The organism is Gordonia asplenii, from assembly GCF_012933505.1.
Classification (GTDB): domain Bacteria; phylum Actinomycetota; class Actinomycetes; order Mycobacteriales; family Mycobacteriaceae; genus Gordonia; species Gordonia asplenii.
Genome location: NZ_JABBNB010000028.1, coordinates 80880 through 96742, shown reverse-complemented (window position 1 = coordinate 96742; position 15863 = coordinate 80880). Strand labels below are relative to the sequence as shown.

The window sequence follows — 15863 nt, the reverse complement described above, 5'->3', positions numbered from 1 at the left end:
AAATGCCCTCGCCGGCCCACTATTCGGACGAATTTCTCCCAGCCGACACACCACGCCAACCACCGGCCGCCGCTGAACAAGGCAGTTTCCACTCAACGCCGACCGCTCATCAGCCGGCGACGCCCAATCTCAACACCACAGATTCACATCAGCGAACAGATCCGACCGAGGCGACACTCCTCGAGACTCGGCCCAGCCCCTGTCCGGAGTCAACGTCCCGGCGACGAACGCCTCCGCAATCTCCGGCTCACCTCTGCCACCAGCACCATCACGACGGCGACTGCAATCCACCCGATGACCGCGATCGACACCGCCGGCAACAGCGACAACGTCCAGTCCCGGCCGGTGGGACGGGCCAGGTCAGGGTTGGTGATGTCGTAGTCGACGCTGATGCGTTCACCGACGGCGAGCTCCGTGGGATACAGCAAGCCCAGCCGAGGACTGTAGATCTGCCCGTCCGGGGTCTGCATCGTCACCGCGGCGTGCAGGGTGTCGGCAGACACGACGTCGGCGATCACCGTGCCCTTGTTGGCGTTGATGCGTGAATCGTTGAGATAGCACCCGGCGACCAGCACGACCGCCATCAACGTCACGACGGCCCCGATGCAGAGCAGCACGATCTGGGTGTTGCGCTGCACCGTCGGATTCATGAGGCTCAGTTTAGAGGCCCAACCACGTGCGATCCGCATCCCTATAGCCGCGCAGCGATCGCGGCGTGAACCTCGCGCAACCGCGTGCGGTCGGTGGTCACCTCGATGACCTCGATCCCGCCGTCGGGCCGCGGACCGGTCAGCTGGGCGGGCAAGTCCTCGATCGTCGCCCGACGATGCGGCACGTGAAAGCCCGCGCACAACGACGCCAAGTCGGTGCGGTGCGGCGTCCCGAAGACCCGCTCGTAGGCACCCGAATAGCGACCGCTGTTGAACCGAGGATCGCCCTGTTCGAGCAGACCGAAGATACCGCCGCCGTCGTCGTTGGCGACGACGATCCGCAGCGCCGACGGTCGCGGCTCGCCCGGCCCGATGACCAGCCCGGTGGCGTCGTGGATGAAGGTCAGGTCACCGAAGAGCGCGATGGTCTGCGCGTCCGGCGACGAAACCTGTTGCGCCAGAGCAGCTCCGATGGCCGTCGAGGTGTTGCCGTCAATGCCGGCGACACCCCGGTTCGACAGCACCGTCACCCCGTCGACGACGTGCCCGGCCAGTGCGATGTCGCGGATCGGATTGCTCGACCCGACGACCAGCTGATCGCCGGATCGCACCGCGCCGCTGACGATCCGGGCGATGTGCAGGCCCGTCGTCGGGCCTGGTTCGTCGAGCACGGCGTCGACCGCCCCGACCGCGCGCTGCTGCGCTTGCGCACATTCCTTGAGCCATTCTTCGCGCGGCGCACCCGACGCTTCGACGCGTGTTCCGGTTGCGACGACGTTGCCGGACACGTCGGGCCAGCGCGGTCCGGTGGTGATCGCGTAGACGCGCACGTTCGGGTCGGCGAGCAGCCGGGACACGCCGCGGTGCAGCGTCGGGCGGCCGCAGATGATGGCCTGCTGCGGTTTGATCAATCCCAGCGCGAGCGGATGCAGAGCCGAATCCGGTTGCGGTGCAGTCGGTTCGGCGACGGTCGGGATACCAGCCAGCTCGGGCGACACTCCCGCACCGTGACCGGCTACGACGACGGTGTCCAGGCTCAGATCGATCGGAATGGGAACGTCGAGCTTGCCGACCGGCGCCAGCGTCCATGGCGCTCCGGCGGCGCGACCGGCGAAGGCGCCGAGATCGTCGTCGGGATCGGAGTCGGCGTCGGGGACGAGCGGTTCGCGCAGCGGAATGTCGAACTGGACGGGTCCGGCGTTGCCGGTGCGGGCACCGCGCGCGGCGGCGAGCACGCGCCCGACGGCCGAGCGCCACTGGCTGTTGGTGTCGAGATCCTGCTCAGCGAGTCCGAGGCTGATCGTCGCGCGGACCTGCGTGCCGAAGATGCCGAACTGTTCGACGGTCTGATTGGCCCCGGACCCCAGCAATTCGTACGGCCGGTTGGCGCTGATGACCACCAGCGGGACGCGCGCGTAGTTGGCCTCGAAGACCGCCGGACTCATGTTGGCGACGGCGGTTCCGCTGGTCATGACGATCGGCACGGGTCGGCGCTGCGCGACGGCCAGCCCGAGTGCCAGGTATCCCGCCGACCGCTCGTCGATGCGGACGTGCAGCCTCAGTCGGCCCTGCTGATCGGCCGCATGCAGGGCGAACGCCAGCGGCGCGTTACGCGATCCGGGACACAGCACAGCGTCGGTCACGCCGCCGCGAATCAATTCGTCGACGATGACGCGAGCCTGCAGGGTGGACGGATTCATGGGTTCCAGCGTATGCGCCGCGGGCACGGCGTCGAACGTGGCATCGCGCACACCACATGCACTGTCGTCACGCGCGCCGCAGAAGTCAGGCGCTTCGGAAAACGCCCAGCGACGTCGCACCGAACAGCCGCGGCGTCTTCTTCGCGTAGTACTGATCGAGTTCGACGACGTCCCAGCCGGCGTCGACGAGGAACTTCGGGATGTCGCGCGAGAGCGAGCAGCCGCCGCCGATGCGGTACTGAATCGGGTCGAGGCGGTGCTGCCAGCGCCGGACGTCGGCGTCGGGGGCGCGGCCGTGTTCCAGGACGTGCAGCGTGCCGCCGGGTTTCACGACGCGCCGCAGTTCGGCCAGGGCGGCCGGCAGGTCGGGGATGGTGCACATCGTGTACGTCGATAACGCGGCGTCGAAAGTGTTGTCGGCGAAGGGAAGTCGTTGACCGTCGAGCCCGCCGCGAGTGATCGGCACCGTCGACGCCGCGACCCGCTCAGCGGCCATCTCCCATGCCTTGTCCGACGGTTCGACGGCGGTGACCTCGGTGACGTCGTCGGGGTAGCACCCGACGTTGGTGCCCGACCCGAAGCCGATCTCGACGACGCTGCCTGCCAGTCCGGCACATGCCCGACGCCGGGGCTTGCGCATCGCGGGCATGCCGCAGGTCGCCTCGATCACGTGCGGGAGGATGCGGTCGGAGTAGAAGCCCATCGGCTCACCGTAGTGGGTGAGACATTCCGACCGTGGGTGGATGTTCGGTTCACCGCGCCACGCTATGGTTGCGCCCATGAGTCGCGAGTTCGATGTCATCGTCTATGGCGCCACCGGTTTCGTCGGTGAGCTGACCGCCCGCTACCTGGCCGAGCATGCGCCGGCCGACACCAAGATCGCTCTGGCCGGAAGGTCGGAGACCAAACTGGCCGCCATCCGCGCCAAGTTGCCGGCCGCGGCCGCGAACTGGCCGTTGGTGGTCGCCGATTCCGACACCCCGTCGAGCCTCGACGCCATGGTGGTCCGCACCCAGGTGATCTGCACGACCGTCGGGCCGTACCTGCGCTACGGCCAGGCACTGGTGACCGCGGCCGCGAGCGCCGGCACCGACTACGTCGATCTGACCGGCGAGGTTCCGTTCGTCCGCTACTCCATCGACAAGGCACACGAGACCGCCGTCGCCACCGGCGCACGCATCGTCCACGCCTGTGGATTCGATTCCATCCCTTCCGATTTGGGCGTCTACCTGCTGTACCGCAGGATCTCCGACGACGACGCCGGGCATCTCACCGACACCACGATGATCGTCAAGGCGATGCGCGGCGGCGTATCCGGCGGCACCATCGACTCGATGCGCGTCATCAGCGACCAGGCGAAAGATCCCGCCGTGCGTCGGGTGCTGCTAAATCCGCAGGCGCTGTCGTCGGGGCCGGCCGAGACGGTTGCGGCGCGACGCAGCTCCGAGCCGTCGGACATCTCACTGGTCCGGGCGAAGGCGGTGGATCCGTCGTTGCGGGGCACGCTGGCGCCGTTCTTCATGGCGTCGGCCAACACCCGAATCGTCCGGCGCAGCAACGCGTTGCTCCACGATGCGTACGGTCCCTACTTCCACTACGGCGAAGCGATGGCGGTCGGTTCGACGCCGGTCGTGTCGACGATCGCGGCGAGCGCGGTCGCCGTCAGCCTCGGCGCGTTCTTCGGCGGTCTGTCGATCCCACCGGTCCGCAAGGTGCTCGACAGGGTGCTGCCCGCGCCCGGTGACGGGCCCAGCGAGAAGGCCCGCGACAAGGGCTACTTCGTCACGCAGACATTCACCCGCACCACGACGGGTGCGCGTTATCGCTCACAGATCCGCGCCAGCGGCGACCCGGGCTACAAGGCCACCGCCGTCATGCTCGGGGAGAGCGCGCTCACTCTCGCCCTCGACCGCGACAAGCTACCCGCACGAGCCGGCGTACTGACCCCGGCGGTGGCGATGGGCGACGCCCTGGCCGACCGACTGCGCGCCGCAGGACTGTCATTGGATGTGCAGAAGCTGGGATAACCGGCTAGCGAAGTTCGGCCGCGATGCGGCGCCGGTGGCCTTCACCGCTGGCTGAGGCCTGAATTCACCGACGGTAGGCCCCATCCGCTGGTTGAGGCCTGGTTGAGCCTAGGTTGAGCCTGGATCCACCGACCGAAGCGTTGAGCCGGACCGAGCACCGTGCTGAGGGAGGCGCTAGCCGAGTCGAAGTGGTACTAGCCGAGTCCGTGTCGAAACCTCTCAGCCACAACGACTTTCGACGATGCGCACCAACATCGACGATGACACCCGGCAAGTGACGCGTGTGCACTCTACGGGTGCACACGCCTCGATGTTCGATTCCGTCACAGTTCGACACGTGCGCCACCATCAAATGCATTGTGGTACAGAGGTTTCGACACGCTCGTCGCTAGCTGTAAGACCCGGGGAGGTTGTGAACGGCGTGGCGACTCGAGACAGGTGAGGGCCTCCGGTATCGGTGTGGTTACCACACACACGCCGAGTACCGAAAGGCCCTCATGACCCACCGTAATGCCTTCCTGACCGAACGTGGCCGTCTGGCCCTGGCGCAGTGCGTCGTTGACGACGGCTGGCCGCTGCGACGCGCTGCGCAGCGCTTCAACTGCTCACCGGCCACGGCCAAGAAATGGGCGGACCGCTACCGTGTCCGCGGAGAGCCCGGCATGGCCGACATGTCCAGCCGCCCGCACCATTCACCCCACCGACTCCCGCAGCGCCGCGAACGGCGAATCATCAAGCTACGCTTCCTGAATCGGTGGGGCGCTGCACGTATCGCCGCGCACCTAAACATCGCCCGATCCACCGTCGAGGCGGTGTTACGCCGCTACCGGATGCCACTGCTGCGCCATCTCGATGAGGCCACCGGACTGCCCGTACAACGACCGCGACCACGCCGCTACGAACACGACAAACCCAGTGACCTGATCCATGTCGACATCAAGAAGCTCGGGCGGATTCCCGATGGAGGTGGACACCGCAAAGTCGGGCGCACGCTGGGCAATCGTCGCAACCACCAACAACGGCCCGGGTACGCCTACCTGCACCACGCAGTCGACGACCACTCGCGGGTCGCCTACTCCGAGATCCTCAGCGATGAACGAAAGGAAACCGCCGCAGCATTCTGGACGCGCGCCAACGCATTCTTCAACGACCTCGGCGTCACCGTGCAGCGCGTGCTCACCGACAACGGATCCTGTTACCGCTCAAAGCTTTTCGCCGAAGCGCTCGGCGACATCACACACAAACGCACACGCCCCTACCGGCCGCAAACCAACGGCAAAGCCGAACGCTTCAACCGCACCCTCGGCCACGAATGGGCCTACGCACAGCTCTACACCAGCGAACAGCAACGCGCAGCGACCTACCCCGACTGGCTACACCACTACAATCACCACCGACCCCACAGCGGCATCGGCGGACTCACCCCGATCGAACGCCTACGCGTTCACAACCTCCCCGGGTCTTACAGCTAGCGCTCCTCGCGGCTCAACCAGCAGATGGAGTGGCCACGACCGGTGAAACCAGGTTGAGCCGTGCGGAGCGTTAGCCGCCGTACTGAGCGCGGCGCTAGCCGAGTCGAAGTGACGAACGCGTCGAAACCATGGTGGCACAACCGATTTCGCACCCACGTCGCCCGTCAGACTCGCCAACAAGTCGTCCGGTTCCGACTCGGCTACGCCTCGCACAACCAGCGGACGGGAGGGTCTCGGCTCGACCTCGCGCAAACTTGGATTCACCAGCGACGCTCACCCCAGACACCCACACGGTTCCCGACTTACGGCTGACCCGGCTTGAGCTTGATGAACAAGGCGTCCATCTCGGCGCACAGGCGGTCGCCTTCGTGCAGGGTTCCCCGCACGTACACCTTGCGCCCTTCCACGCGATCCACCCAGCAACGTACGGCCAGCTCGCTGTTCAGCGGCGTCAGGGACCGGTAGTCGATCTTCAAATAGGCTGTGCGACAGATGCCTTCGATGTTCAACGCCGCCGCCATGCCGCCGAGATCGTCGAACAGCAACGCGACGAAGCCACCGTGCGCCGCGCCATTGCCGCCGAGATTGAACCGGGTGAAGGTGATGGTGGCGTCGACGCCGTCGGGTCCGGCGTCGACGATGTCGTACGGCGGCAGGGTGATGTTCCCGCGCGCGGGAAGGTCGATGCGAGTTCCCGACGGCGAGGTCCACTCGTCGGTCTCGAAATCGACCAGCTTGGCGTTCATCGATTTGAGGTCGGCGAGCAGCTCGTCGGTGAGCTCGGCGCTGGGCAGCGCGGCGCGGACGCGATCCATGAACTCGCGTACCTGCCCGACGAACTTGCCGTAATTCGGGCCACCGCGTTCGGTGCTGACGTCGAACGTCGGTCGGAAACCGCCCTCGTGGGCGTCACTGGCCGAGCTGGACTCGACATCAGGCTGTGCACTCATCAATCCAACGTATAAGACCCTGCTCGACGCCCCTGCATCGGCGTGACCAACTCCCGCTGGACGGGCAAGTGTCAATAGCCTCGCGGGACCGGGTACCCCGAGGGAAGGCTGATGCCCGGCGGCGACTTGAGCGGCTTGATGGTGTCCCGGAGGGTGGGCACGCCGGGGACCACCGGCACCATGCAGTCCATCGTCAACCGCCCGCCACGCAACGCGCTGTCGACGAGCGACTGCATCGACGGCAGCAGGGTCATGTTGATGTGCACCACCGGATCGTTGGGGCACAGGTTCTGCGTGATGACGTTTCGGTAGTCACCCGGCCCCGACATCAGGTTGATCCAATACGGTGCGGCCTCTTCTTCCTGCAGCGTGGTGATGTTGGTGTAGCGGATCCCCGGCAACGCTTCGCGTGGGGTGTTCAGCGCGTTGACCACCTTGCTGCCCATCGCCTCTTCGGCACACGCCGGCGTCGGGTTGACCTTGCGGTACTGCGGCGGAAGGTACTGCAGCCGATCGGGGGGAGGGCACTTGCCCTGTCGGAGCCATTGCGCCTGGTACGGCGACCCCTTGACGATTCCGGACAGCAGCACTACGTTGCGCGCCATCTGCTGACCGCCGTAGTACTTGAGCCAGTACCGGATCACCAGACCGGTCTGCGACGCCCCGACGACGTCGAATCGCTTCTGCCCGGTCTTTCGCGACAACGCGGTGACGAACCGACCGAGCTTGGCCGAGTTGCCGCGGATCGTATAGAAGGGGTTGTTGGCGGGGTCGTTGTCGTCCTTGGTCGTAAAGACGTGAACGTCGTAGCCGCGCAGCCGCATCGGGGTCGCGAACGACTCCGCGAGCGTCGCGGTCTCGATCGCGCTGGCCACGTAGATCAACGGGATCTTCACGTTCTGCTTCACCGGCGTCGTAGCGGGCACGGGAGCGGGGGCAGCCTGGGCGACGACCGCGGTCGACGTCGGCAACGCGACGACGACGGTGGCCACCACGGCGAGCGCGATGCTCGCGCAACGACGGGTCAGATTCATGGTCACGATTGAATCACACTCGTATAGGCATGCCTAACCAAATGTGTCGTCGACGTCGAGCGCCCAGCGCCCGACCACGCCGAGCGCGGTCACTAGGGTTGACCGCATGAGCGCATCACCGGCAGCCACCCCCTTCGATCCTTCGCAGTGGAGAACCGTCGACGGGTTCGACGATCTCACCGATATCACCTATCACCGCCACGTCGGTGAGGGCCGGGCCAACGGAATCGTGCGGATCGCCTTCAACCGGCCCGAGGTGCGCAACGCCTTCCGCCCGCACACCGTCGACGAGCTCTATCGCACCCTTGACCATGCCCGCCGCTCCCCCGACGTCGGGACCATTCTGCTGACCGGCAACGGCCCGAGCCCCAAGGACGGCGGTTGGGCATTCTGTTCCGGTGGCGATCAGCGGATCCGCGGACGGTCGGGGTATCAATACGCGACGTCGCACGACTCCGATGTGGCCGCGGCCGACTCCGCGAGCGTCGACGAAGCCCGAGTGAAGGCCGAGGGCGGGCGCCTGCACATCCTCGAAGTCCAACGCCTGATCCGCACCATGCCCAAGGTCGTCATCGCCGTCGTCAACGGGTGGGCGGCCGGCGGCGGCCACTCGCTACACTCGGTCGCCGACCTCACCCTCGCCTCCGCCGAACACGCGCGGTTCAAGCAGACCGACGCCGACGTCGGGTCGTTCGACGCCGGTTACGGCAGTGCTTATCTCGCCAAGCAGGTCGGGCAGAAGTTCGCCCGCGAGATCTTCTTCCTCGGCGAGGCCTACGACGCCGCGACGATGTATCACATGGGCGCAGTGAATCGTGTTGTGCCGCATGCCGAATTGGAAAAGACTGCGATCGAGTGGGCGCGCAAGATCAACGGTAAGTCGCCGACGGCGCAGCGGATGCTGAAGTTCGCGTTCAACCTGACCGACGACGGACTGATGGGCCAGCAGGTGTTCGCCGGTGAGGCCACGCGGCTGGCCTACATGACCGACGAGGCCGTCGAGGGACGCGACGCGTTCCTGGAGAAGCGCGATCCCAATTGGGACGCCTTCCCGTATTACTACTAATTGGGTGTCACAGCTGACGGTGTGGTCGTGCGGCCCTCTGACCCCGAGCGGCCGATTGCACTCTGTCCCGTCACCGGCGCCGGGGGAACAGTCACCCCGCCACCGCTGAGCAAGCAGATTTCAGCCTCAGTGCACTCGGCCCGGCGGATCACACTCTCCACCACCTCAACGCCAGGAGCGCCACAACCTCAACACCAGGCGCGCGTCACACCAGGAGCGCGTCAGCGCCCGAGGTGCATGCAACATCGATCCGATGTTACCGGTGGGGCGGGTGATGTACGCGGGATTGAGTCAGGTGCCGGACCGCTGCGCCGCTGCGGCACCGACCGTCCACCCGAGGTGTGGATAGCCTAAGCTACTCGGCATGACCTCGACGTTTCGCCGCGCACACTTGCTTGCCGTCGCCGTTGCAGCCGTGGTCGGTACCGCGATCGCGGCGCCGACCACGGCGTCGGCCGCCCCACAACAGGATCCGATGGCCCGCAGCTGGGAAGCACTGCCTCCCCCGACCGCACCGCAGGTACCCGGCTACCAGATCACCGGCTACAACGTCGGCAAGGGCAACTACCGCGGCGCGATCGACCCGCAGACCGGCAGCCTGTGGCTGACGAATGTCTCACCCCTCGAGGGTGCGTCGGAGTCGTCGATCTTGAAAGTCGACCCGAACACCATGCGCCTGCTCAAGCGCATCCGCATCACCCGCAAGGCCGACACCGGCGGACACGGCACCATCGCCGGTGCATACGAGATCGGCATCCCCAAGACCGGCGACACCCTGTGGACAACCGGCGCACCGTCGAACGAGGTCAACGTCTGGAACAAGAACACCGGCAAGCTGCTTAAGACGTTCACCGGCATCTCCCACGCGCACGGCATCGTATTCGCCGAGGGAATCGGCGTGGCTATCGTCACGACGGCGCGCCCGGGCGGACTGATGTTCTTCGACATGAGGACGCTGCAGCCACTCGGCCAGGCGGTGATCCCGGGCGGTGGCAAGCAGATGGGCACGGGGATCGCCATCACCGACGACACCGCGGCCGGCGCGACCGTCACGACGCCGTCGTACTACACGAGTCTGACCCAGTTCCGGATCACCCGCCCCGGCGGCGCCGCGGTGCACGCCAGCGTGCGGTGGAACGCGACGCTCGACGACACGCAGGGCCACGGCAGCATCGCCGTCGACGTCCGCACCAACCGCGTGTACGTGAACGACCTGTACAAGGGGTACGTCAGCGTCCACAACCTGCGCACCGGCGCGCACATCGCCAACGTCCTGAGCGGACCGGGCGCCAACTCCCTGCTGATCTTCGGCGGGGAGGTGTACGTGGCGAACTACTTCGGCGGCTACATCTCGGTGATCGATCAACGCACCCTGGGGGTCAGCCGGCTGCTCACCACCGGTCTGCTGCCCAACCAGCTGCTCGCCTGGAAGCGCGACACCTTCCTGGTCATCGACAAATCCAGCGCCGCGCTCGACGGCGGGTACAAGCTCAACCGCGGCACCGACCGCGTCTGGAAGGTTCGCTCAGTCGGTTAGCAGGTTGCCGGCGTACGGTGTGCTACGCCATGCCTGAACCGAAGACCTCTCGTCGCCGACGCCGGCTCAAAGCCGCGTTGGCGACGATTGTCGTTGTGGCCATTGCCTTTTCGGTAACCGGGTATCGGCTGTTCACCGTCGACCACAGCGATCGGCTGCGCCACGTCGACGCCATCGTCGTGCTCGGCGGCGACCATGACGGCCGCGAGTTCTACGGATTGAACCTCGCGCGGCAGGGCTATGCGTCGACGGTCCTGATCTCCGATCCCTACCATCCGCGCAATGACTCCGACACCGAGGTGATGACCGCAGCGTGCTCCACGCGTATCACCGGCGTCACCGTGCGCTGTTTCATCCCCGACCCCGAGACGACGCGAGGCGAGGCCATGTACGTGAAAACCCTTGCCACACAGTACCATTGGCGGTCACTCATGGTGATCAGCTGGCGCTACCACCTGGTGCGCGCACGTTACGTGTTCGGCCAGTGCTTCAGCGGCGAGCTGGTGATGCGCGCCGTCCCCCGCACCTATTCCACGCTGCCGCCGGTGGTGGCCTTCACCTACGCCTACCAGTTCGCTGGTCTGGCGAAGGCCGCCGTGCTCGGGTGCTGAGGTCGGGCCGGGGCCTACTGAAAACCGGCAAATAGCAGGTCACCGAGGGCATTCTGCCGTCGGTGACCTGCTATTTTCCAGATTTCAGTAGGTCGCTAGTCGAAGTACTCGCGCAGCGCGGCCATGGTCTCCACGCGTTCGGGGTGGGTCCCGGCCGATGCTGAGGCGAGGATGACGGTCACACCCGCCGCCTTGAACGCCGCTACGCGCTCGGCGACATAGGATTTCGGCCCGATGAGCGACATCGCGCGGACCAGTTCGTCGGGGACCGCCGCCGCTGCCTCGGCCTTCTTGCCGTCGAGGTAGAGGTCCTGGATGAGCTTGGCCTCGTCGGCGTAGCCGTAGCGGACGACGAGCGAATTGTAGAAGTTCTTGCCACGGGCACCCATGCCGCCGATGTAGAGCGCGGCATGGTGGCGGACGGTCTCCAACGCCGCGGCGATCGCGTCCTGGTCCTCGGTCACCAGCGCGGCCGCCTGCACGACGATGCCGAGATCGCCCAGTGCCCGGTCACGCTTGGCCTTACCCGCCGCGAGCGGTTCACCGAAGGCGGCGTCGACGTACTCGGGGTGGAAGAGGAACGGCTGGAACTCCTCGAACAATTCCGCGGCCAGCTCGACGTTCTTCGGCCCGATTGCCGCCAGAAGCATCGGAATACGTTCGCGCACGGGATGATTGATGATCTTGAGCGCCTTGCCCAGTCCGCTGCCGCCGTGTTCGGCGTCGAGCGGAAGGGTGTAGTACTTGCCCGCGTACTCGACCTTCTCGCGGCGCCACACCTTGCGACAGATGTCAGCGTTCTCCCGTGCACGACCGAGCGGGAAGTCGTATTTGACGCCGTGAAAGCCTTCGATGACTTGCGGCCCGGATGCCCCGATGCCCAGCACTGCGCGCCCGCCGGAGATGTAGTCGAGCCCGGCCGCGGTCATCGCCAAATTGGTGGGGGTGCGCGAGTACATCGGCAGAATCGCGGTCTGCAGTTCCATCGTCTCGGTCTTCGCCGCGATGTAACCGAGTTGGCTCACGGCGTCGAAGCTGTACGCCTCGGGAACCGCGATGCGACTCACGCCGACGCTCTCGAAGTCGGCCAGATTGGCGATGGTCTCACGGAAGTCGCCCGCGTAATTGATGGGCATACCCAGCTTGATTGAGGTCATAGTTGCCGATTGTGTCACGGGTGGCACGGCACGGTCGTCGACTGACTCGCACCCGCTTGGGTTGCATCGCGCAGACGAAAAGATGAACAGTTGGTGAACTCAGCGATTCTTAAGGCAAAGACGCTGGTCAGCGCCCCTGCGAATCTCCGCGTTAGTTAGGTGAATCGGGCGCGCACACAGCATCATTTAAGCCATGAGCGCAGAGATGCTTATCCTTGTACTGCTGATCATCACAGCACTCGGATTCGACTTCACCAACGGATTCCACGACACCGGCAATGCCATGGCAACCTCCATCGCAACCGGAGCCCTCAAACCCAAGGTCGCGGTTGGCATCTCGGCCATCCTGAACCTCGTCGGCGCGTTCCTCTCAGTAGAGGTCGCAGCGACCATCACCAAGGATGTGCTGAACATCCAGTCCAAGAACGGCGGCCTCGCCAGCGGACTGAACGCCGAAACCGCACTGCTGATCATCTTCGCCGGCCTTGTCGGCGGCATCCTCTGGAACCTCTTCACCTGGCTGTTCGGCCTGCCGTCGAGCTCCTCGCACGCCCTGTTCGGCGGCCTGATCGGCGCGGGCATCGCCGCCGCCGTCAGCATCAACTGGCACGGCATCCTCGGCAAGATCATCATCCCCGCGCTGCTCGCACCGGTGATCGCCTGCGTCGTGGCCGCCACCGGAACCTGGCTGATCTACGCGATCACCAACAAGCTCGCCGATCGCCAGAAGGACAACGGCTTCCGCTACGGCCAGATCGCAACCGCATCGCTGGTCTCGCTCGCTCACGGCACCGGCGACGCGCAGAAGACGATGGGCGTCATCGCCATGGCCCTGATCGCCTCGGGTCACCTCGATGCGGGCTCGGTCAAGCACGGTCTGCCGTTCTGGGTGGTCTTCAGCTGTGCCGCCGCTATCGCCCTGGGCACCTACCTGGGCGGCTGGCGCATCATCCGCACCCTCGGCAAGGGCCTCGTCGAGATCGCTCCCCCGCAGGGTCTGGCCGCTGAGGCCAGCTCGGCGGCGATCATCCTGACCTCGTCGGCCGCTGGCATGGCACTGTCGACCACGCACGTCGCCACCGGCTCGATCCTCGGTTCGGGTGTCGGCAAGAAGGGCGCCGAAGTTCGCTGGGCGGTCGCCGGCCGCATGGTGGTCGCCTGGGTCACCACCCTGCCCGCCGCGGGCGTCGTCGGCGCACTCTGCTACTTCCTGGCCTCGGCCATCGGCGACCTACCCGGCGCCATCGCGATCTTCGTGGTCCTCATCGCCCTGGCGAGCTACATGTACTGGCGCGCACAGCAGAACAAGGTCGACGCGGGCAACGTCAACGCCGAGTGGACCGACGAGAACGGCCTCATCCCGGCCGATACGGCAGACACCCCCAAGTCGACGACTGTCGCCTGACCAGAGACTGACTAAAGGACTGAGAAGAACTCATGGACATCGTTGAAGCGATCGCCAAAGTACTCGCAGTTGGCCTCCTGCTCGGCGCGGGTCTGCCCGCACTGTTCGCGGTGGGACTGCGCTGGTACGCCGACGGATCCGGCACCGTTCACGACGACGGCACGGTCTCGGCACCCAATCCGATCCTCAAGTATCTCGGCATCGTGTTGTTCGCGATCGTCGCACTGGTAATTGTGACCGGCATCCTGTGGATCACCCGCGGAACGATCAACTACTACTTCCACGTCAAGATCTTCCCGTTCGGCTGAACCGAAAGCGAGACGCATCCAATGACCCAGACACCGTTCGAATCCATCATCTCGTGGGTTCGCAAGGGATACCCCGAGGGCATCGATCCGACCGAGTTTCCCCCGCTGCTCGCTCTGCTCACCCGTGTTCTCGACGAAACCCAGGTCACCCAGGTGGCGCTGACCCTCGCCCGCGAACACGGCGCCGACACCCCGCTGACCGAAGAGCGCATCCACAACGCGATCGCACAGGTCACCGAGAAGACGCCGAACGCCGAGGAGATCAACCAGGTCGCCAGCCGCTTGGCCGCCGCCGGTTGGCCGCTGACGTCCGAGGTCTCCGCCAGATAGGGCAGTCGGCTCCCTGACCAGGGCTCCCGTAGCAATAATGCTGCGGGAGCCTTCGTTTTACTATTCTTGCGTTGAATGAAGGAGGTGCCGTATGGATCGCCCGACGTTTTTGAAAAGTGTCCTCAACTGGCTGCGAGCCGGCTACCCCAATGGCGTGCCACAAGGCGACTACATTCCGCTCGTCGCCCTTCTGCGTCGGCAACTGTCCGAGGAAGAAGTGCACGACGTCGCCATCACCCTGATCAACGAAGCCCGACCGCCCGCCGAACAGATCTCCAAGATCGACGCCGGTGTCGCGATCACCAAGGTCACCGAGGAGTTGCCCGCCGAGTCCGACGTCGCACGAGTCCGGACCGTTCTCGAAGGCGCCGGCTGGCCGTTCGACGATCATCCACTCGGACCGCCGACGACGACCGACGAGTGAACACCGCGCAGTCTCGCCTGCTCACCGCACTGCCGATGCCCGTCGGCCCAGCGGTCCTCGACGTCGTCCCCCGTCTGCACGAGTTGCTCGCCGGCGACGCGACGTATCTGCCCGTCCCCGCCGACCCCGACGACCCGACGTCGACGCTGCTGCGCGACGCCCTCGGCGCCGATCGCCCCATCGCCGACGACGCCGCACTGGTCGTCGCGACGTCGGGCACGACGGGCACTCCCAAGGGCGCGGTCCATACCGCCCGGACGCTGGGAGCCTCGGCGCGGGCCACGGCGTCGCACCTCGGCGGCCCCGGCAACTGGCTGCTCGCTCTGCCCGCGCATCACATCGCCGGCCTGCAGGTACTGCTGCGCGCCCTGGCCGCCGGATTCACGCCGAGCGTCCTCGACGTGTCCGCCAGATTCGACGTCGAGGAATTCATAACTGCCGCGCAGTCCTTCGACGCGGACCGGCGCTACACCTCGCTGGTGCCGACCCAGTTACTCAAGGTTCTCGAATCTTCTTCTGCCACAAAGGTTCTCCGCGGATTCGATGCCGTGCTCGTCGGCGGCGCGGCCACGCCGGCCGCATTGCACGAGCGCGCCGTCGACGCCGGTGTGCGTATCGTCCGCACGTACGGGATGAGCGAGACCGCGGGCGGCTGCGTCTACGACGGTGTGCCGTTGCCCGGAGTGTCGATCCGGATCGTCGACCCCGACGAACACGGCGTCGGGCGGGTGATCCTCGGCGGTGCGACGGTCGCACACGGCTATCGCAATCTGCCCGACCACCCCGCATTCGCCGCGCCCGGCTGGTTCCGCACCGACGACCTCGGGCACGTCGTCGACGGCGTGCTGTCGATCGTCGGACGGGCCGACGAGGCGATCACCACCGGCGGACTGACCATCGTGCCTCAGGTCGTCGAAGCGGTGGTGCTCGACGACCCGTCGATCGCGCAATGCGCCGTCGTCGGCGTCGACGACGAACGGCTCGGACAGCGGGTGGTGGCCGTCGTGGTCACCGCGGGCGACGTGCGGCCGACGCTCGACGTCGTGGCCGGTCGGGTCGCCGAGCGCCTGGACCGGTATGCCGCGCCCCGCGAATTGGTGATCGTCGACGAGTTGCCGACGCGCGGTCCGGGCAAGATCGATCGTCGGGCACTGCGGACGATGCTGGGCGGATAGCGCGTGTGTCGCACCTA

General features: G+C 66.2%; 16 protein-coding genes. 10 read left to right on the top strand and 6 right to left on the bottom strand.

The features are described from left to right. Window positions 1-209: 209 nt before the first annotated feature. The 3 genes from HH308_RS22285 to HH308_RS22275 all read right to left on the bottom strand — a co-directional run bounded on the left by HH308_RS22285 (window position 210) and on the right by HH308_RS22275 (window position 3053). Window positions 210-650 (bottom strand): DUF3592 domain-containing protein, encoded by a 441-nt coding sequence (locus HH308_RS22285; RefSeq protein WP_170196444.1) that lies wholly within the window; start codon window positions 648-650, stop codon window positions 210-212. 41 nt (window positions 651-691) lie between these two features. Further along, a complete protein-coding gene (menD, locus tag HH308_RS22280) occupies window positions 692-2350 on the bottom strand; it encodes a 2-succinyl-5-enolpyruvyl-6-hydroxy-3-cyclohexene-1-carboxylic-acid synthase (protein ID WP_170196443.1) in 1659 nt (552 codons plus the stop codon). Window positions 2351-2435: 85 nt separating this feature from the next. Then, window positions 2436-3053: a class I SAM-dependent methyltransferase gene (locus tag HH308_RS22275; protein ID WP_170196442.1), complete on the bottom strand. Its 618-nt coding sequence runs from the start codon at window positions 3051-3053 to the stop codon at window positions 2436-2438. Between the two features lie 76 nt (window positions 3054-3129). Here HH308_RS22275 and HH308_RS22270 point away from each other — a divergent pair, with 76 nt between their 5' ends. After that, window positions 3130-4377 (top strand): saccharopine dehydrogenase family protein, encoded by a 1248-nt coding sequence (locus HH308_RS22270; RefSeq protein ID WP_211188720.1) that lies wholly within the window; start codon window positions 3130-3132, stop codon window positions 4375-4377. Between the two features lie 497 nt (window positions 4378-4874). After that, entirely contained in the window at window positions 4875-5849 is a 975-nt protein-coding gene (locus tag HH308_RS22265; protein WP_170196440.1) for an IS481 family transposase, read from the top strand. 302 nt (window positions 5850-6151) lie between these two features. On the opposite strand, the gene HH308_RS22260 is transcribed toward HH308_RS22265, so the two are convergent. Together HH308_RS22260 and HH308_RS22255 are read right to left on the bottom strand one after the other, a co-directional pair. Further along, window positions 6152-6799, bottom strand: a complete 648-nt coding sequence (locus HH308_RS22260) for a PaaI family thioesterase (RefSeq protein ID WP_170196439.1) — start codon at window positions 6797-6799, stop codon at window positions 6152-6154. Between the two features lie 71 nt (window positions 6800-6870). Further along, the gene (locus HH308_RS22255; protein WP_170196438.1) at window positions 6871-7833 is read right to left on the bottom strand and encodes an esterase/lipase family protein; all 963 of its coding nucleotides are present in this window, start codon (window positions 7831-7833) and stop codon (window positions 6871-6873) included. Between the two features lie 106 nt (window positions 7834-7939). Here HH308_RS22255 and HH308_RS22250 point away from each other — a divergent pair, with 106 nt between their 5' ends. From HH308_RS22250 to HH308_RS22240, 3 genes are all read left to right on the top strand, one after another. Then, window positions 7940-8899 carry a 1,4-dihydroxy-2-naphthoyl-CoA synthase gene (locus HH308_RS22250; RefSeq protein ID WP_170196437.1) on the top strand — a complete coding sequence of 320 codons (960 nt, stop codon included), beginning with the start codon at window positions 7940-7942 and terminating at the stop codon, window positions 8897-8899. Window positions 8900-9263: 364 nt separating this feature from the next. Next, complete coding sequence (locus tag HH308_RS22245) at window positions 9264-10436, top strand: YncE family protein (protein ID WP_170196436.1); 1173 nt, start codon at window positions 9264-9266, stop codon at window positions 10434-10436. Between the two features lie 29 nt (window positions 10437-10465). Next, a complete protein-coding gene (locus HH308_RS22240; RefSeq protein ID WP_170196435.1) occupies window positions 10466-11047 on the top strand; it encodes a YdcF family protein in 582 nt (193 codons plus the stop codon). 95 nt (window positions 11048-11142) lie between these two features. Here HH308_RS22240 and HH308_RS22235 read toward each other — a convergent pair whose 3' ends face one another. Beyond that, window positions 11143-12204 (bottom strand): LLM class F420-dependent oxidoreductase, encoded by a 1062-nt coding sequence (locus tag HH308_RS22235; RefSeq protein ID WP_170196434.1) that lies wholly within the window; start codon window positions 12202-12204, stop codon window positions 11143-11145. 193 nt (window positions 12205-12397) lie between these two features. On the opposite strand from HH308_RS22235, the gene HH308_RS22230 reads away from it, so the two are divergent. From HH308_RS22230 to menE, 5 genes are all read left to right on the top strand, one after another. Beyond that, window positions 12398-13609 carry an inorganic phosphate transporter gene (locus tag HH308_RS22230; protein ID WP_170196433.1) on the top strand — a complete coding sequence of 404 codons (1212 nt, stop codon included), beginning with the start codon at window positions 12398-12400 and terminating at the stop codon, window positions 13607-13609. Between the two features lie 32 nt (window positions 13610-13641). Continuing rightward, the gene (locus HH308_RS22225; protein WP_170196432.1) at window positions 13642-13917 is read left to right on the top strand and encodes a hypothetical protein; all 276 of its coding nucleotides are present in this window, start codon (window positions 13642-13644) and stop codon (window positions 13915-13917) included. 21 nt (window positions 13918-13938) lie between these two features. Then, window positions 13939-14247 (top strand): DUF3349 domain-containing protein, encoded by a 309-nt coding sequence (locus tag HH308_RS22220; protein WP_170196431.1) that lies wholly within the window; start codon window positions 13939-13941, stop codon window positions 14245-14247. Window positions 14248-14338: 91 nt separating this feature from the next. Beyond that, the gene (locus tag HH308_RS22215; protein ID WP_170196430.1) at window positions 14339-14671 is read left to right on the top strand and encodes a DUF3349 domain-containing protein; all 333 of its coding nucleotides are present in this window, start codon (window positions 14339-14341) and stop codon (window positions 14669-14671) included. 35 nt (window positions 14672-14706) lie between these two features. Next, window positions 14707-15846, top strand: coding sequence for an o-succinylbenzoate--CoA ligase (menE, locus tag HH308_RS22210; RefSeq protein ID WP_170196455.1), 1140 nt, complete (start codon window positions 14707-14709; stop codon window positions 15844-15846). Window positions 15847-15863: the final 17 nt, after the last annotated feature.

Bases quoted from the DNA above. Each gene is read 5' to 3' on its own strand.
- HH308_RS22285 (WP_170196444.1), bottom strand. From the start codon at position 650: ATGAATCCGACGGTGCAGCGCAACACCCAGATCGTGCTGCTCTGCATC.
- menD (WP_170196443.1), bottom strand. From the start codon at position 2,350: ATGAATCCGTCCACCCTGCAGGCTCGCGTCATCGTCGACGAATTGATT.
- HH308_RS22275 (WP_170196442.1), bottom strand. From the start codon at position 3,053: ATGGGCTTCTACTCCGACCGCATCCTCCCGCACGTGATCGAGGCGACC.
- HH308_RS22270 (WP_211188720.1), top strand. From the start codon at position 3,130: ATGAGTCGCGAGTTCGATGTCATCGTCTATGGCGCCACCGGTTTCGTC.
- HH308_RS22265 (WP_170196440.1), top strand. From the start codon at position 4,875: ATGACCCACCGTAATGCCTTCCTGACCGAACGTGGCCGTCTGGCCCTG.
- HH308_RS22260 (WP_170196439.1), bottom strand. From the start codon at position 6,799: ATGAGTGCACAGCCTGATGTCGAGTCCAGCTCGGCCAGTGACGCCCAC.
- HH308_RS22255 (WP_170196438.1), bottom strand. From the start codon at position 7,833: ATGAATCTGACCCGTCGTTGCGCGAGCATCGCGCTCGCCGTGGTGGCC.
- HH308_RS22250 (WP_170196437.1), top strand. From the start codon at position 7,940: ATGAGCGCATCACCGGCAGCCACCCCCTTCGATCCTTCGCAGTGGAGA.
- HH308_RS22245 (WP_170196436.1), top strand. From the start codon at position 9,264: ATGACCTCGACGTTTCGCCGCGCACACTTGCTTGCCGTCGCCGTTGCA.
- HH308_RS22240 (WP_170196435.1), top strand. From the start codon at position 10,466: ATGCCTGAACCGAAGACCTCTCGTCGCCGACGCCGGCTCAAAGCCGCG.
- HH308_RS22235 (WP_170196434.1), bottom strand. From the start codon at position 12,204: ATGACCTCAATCAAGCTGGGTATGCCCATCAATTACGCGGGCGACTTC.
- HH308_RS22230 (WP_170196433.1), top strand. From the start codon at position 12,398: ATGAGCGCAGAGATGCTTATCCTTGTACTGCTGATCATCACAGCACTC.
- HH308_RS22225 (WP_170196432.1), top strand. From the start codon at position 13,642: ATGGACATCGTTGAAGCGATCGCCAAAGTACTCGCAGTTGGCCTCCTG.
- HH308_RS22220 (WP_170196431.1), top strand. From the start codon at position 13,939: ATGACCCAGACACCGTTCGAATCCATCATCTCGTGGGTTCGCAAGGGA.
- HH308_RS22215 (WP_170196430.1), top strand. From the start codon at position 14,339: ATGGATCGCCCGACGTTTTTGAAAAGTGTCCTCAACTGGCTGCGAGCC.
- menE (WP_170196455.1), top strand. From the start codon at position 14,707: ATGCCCGTCGGCCCAGCGGTCCTCGACGTCGTCCCCCGTCTGCACGAG.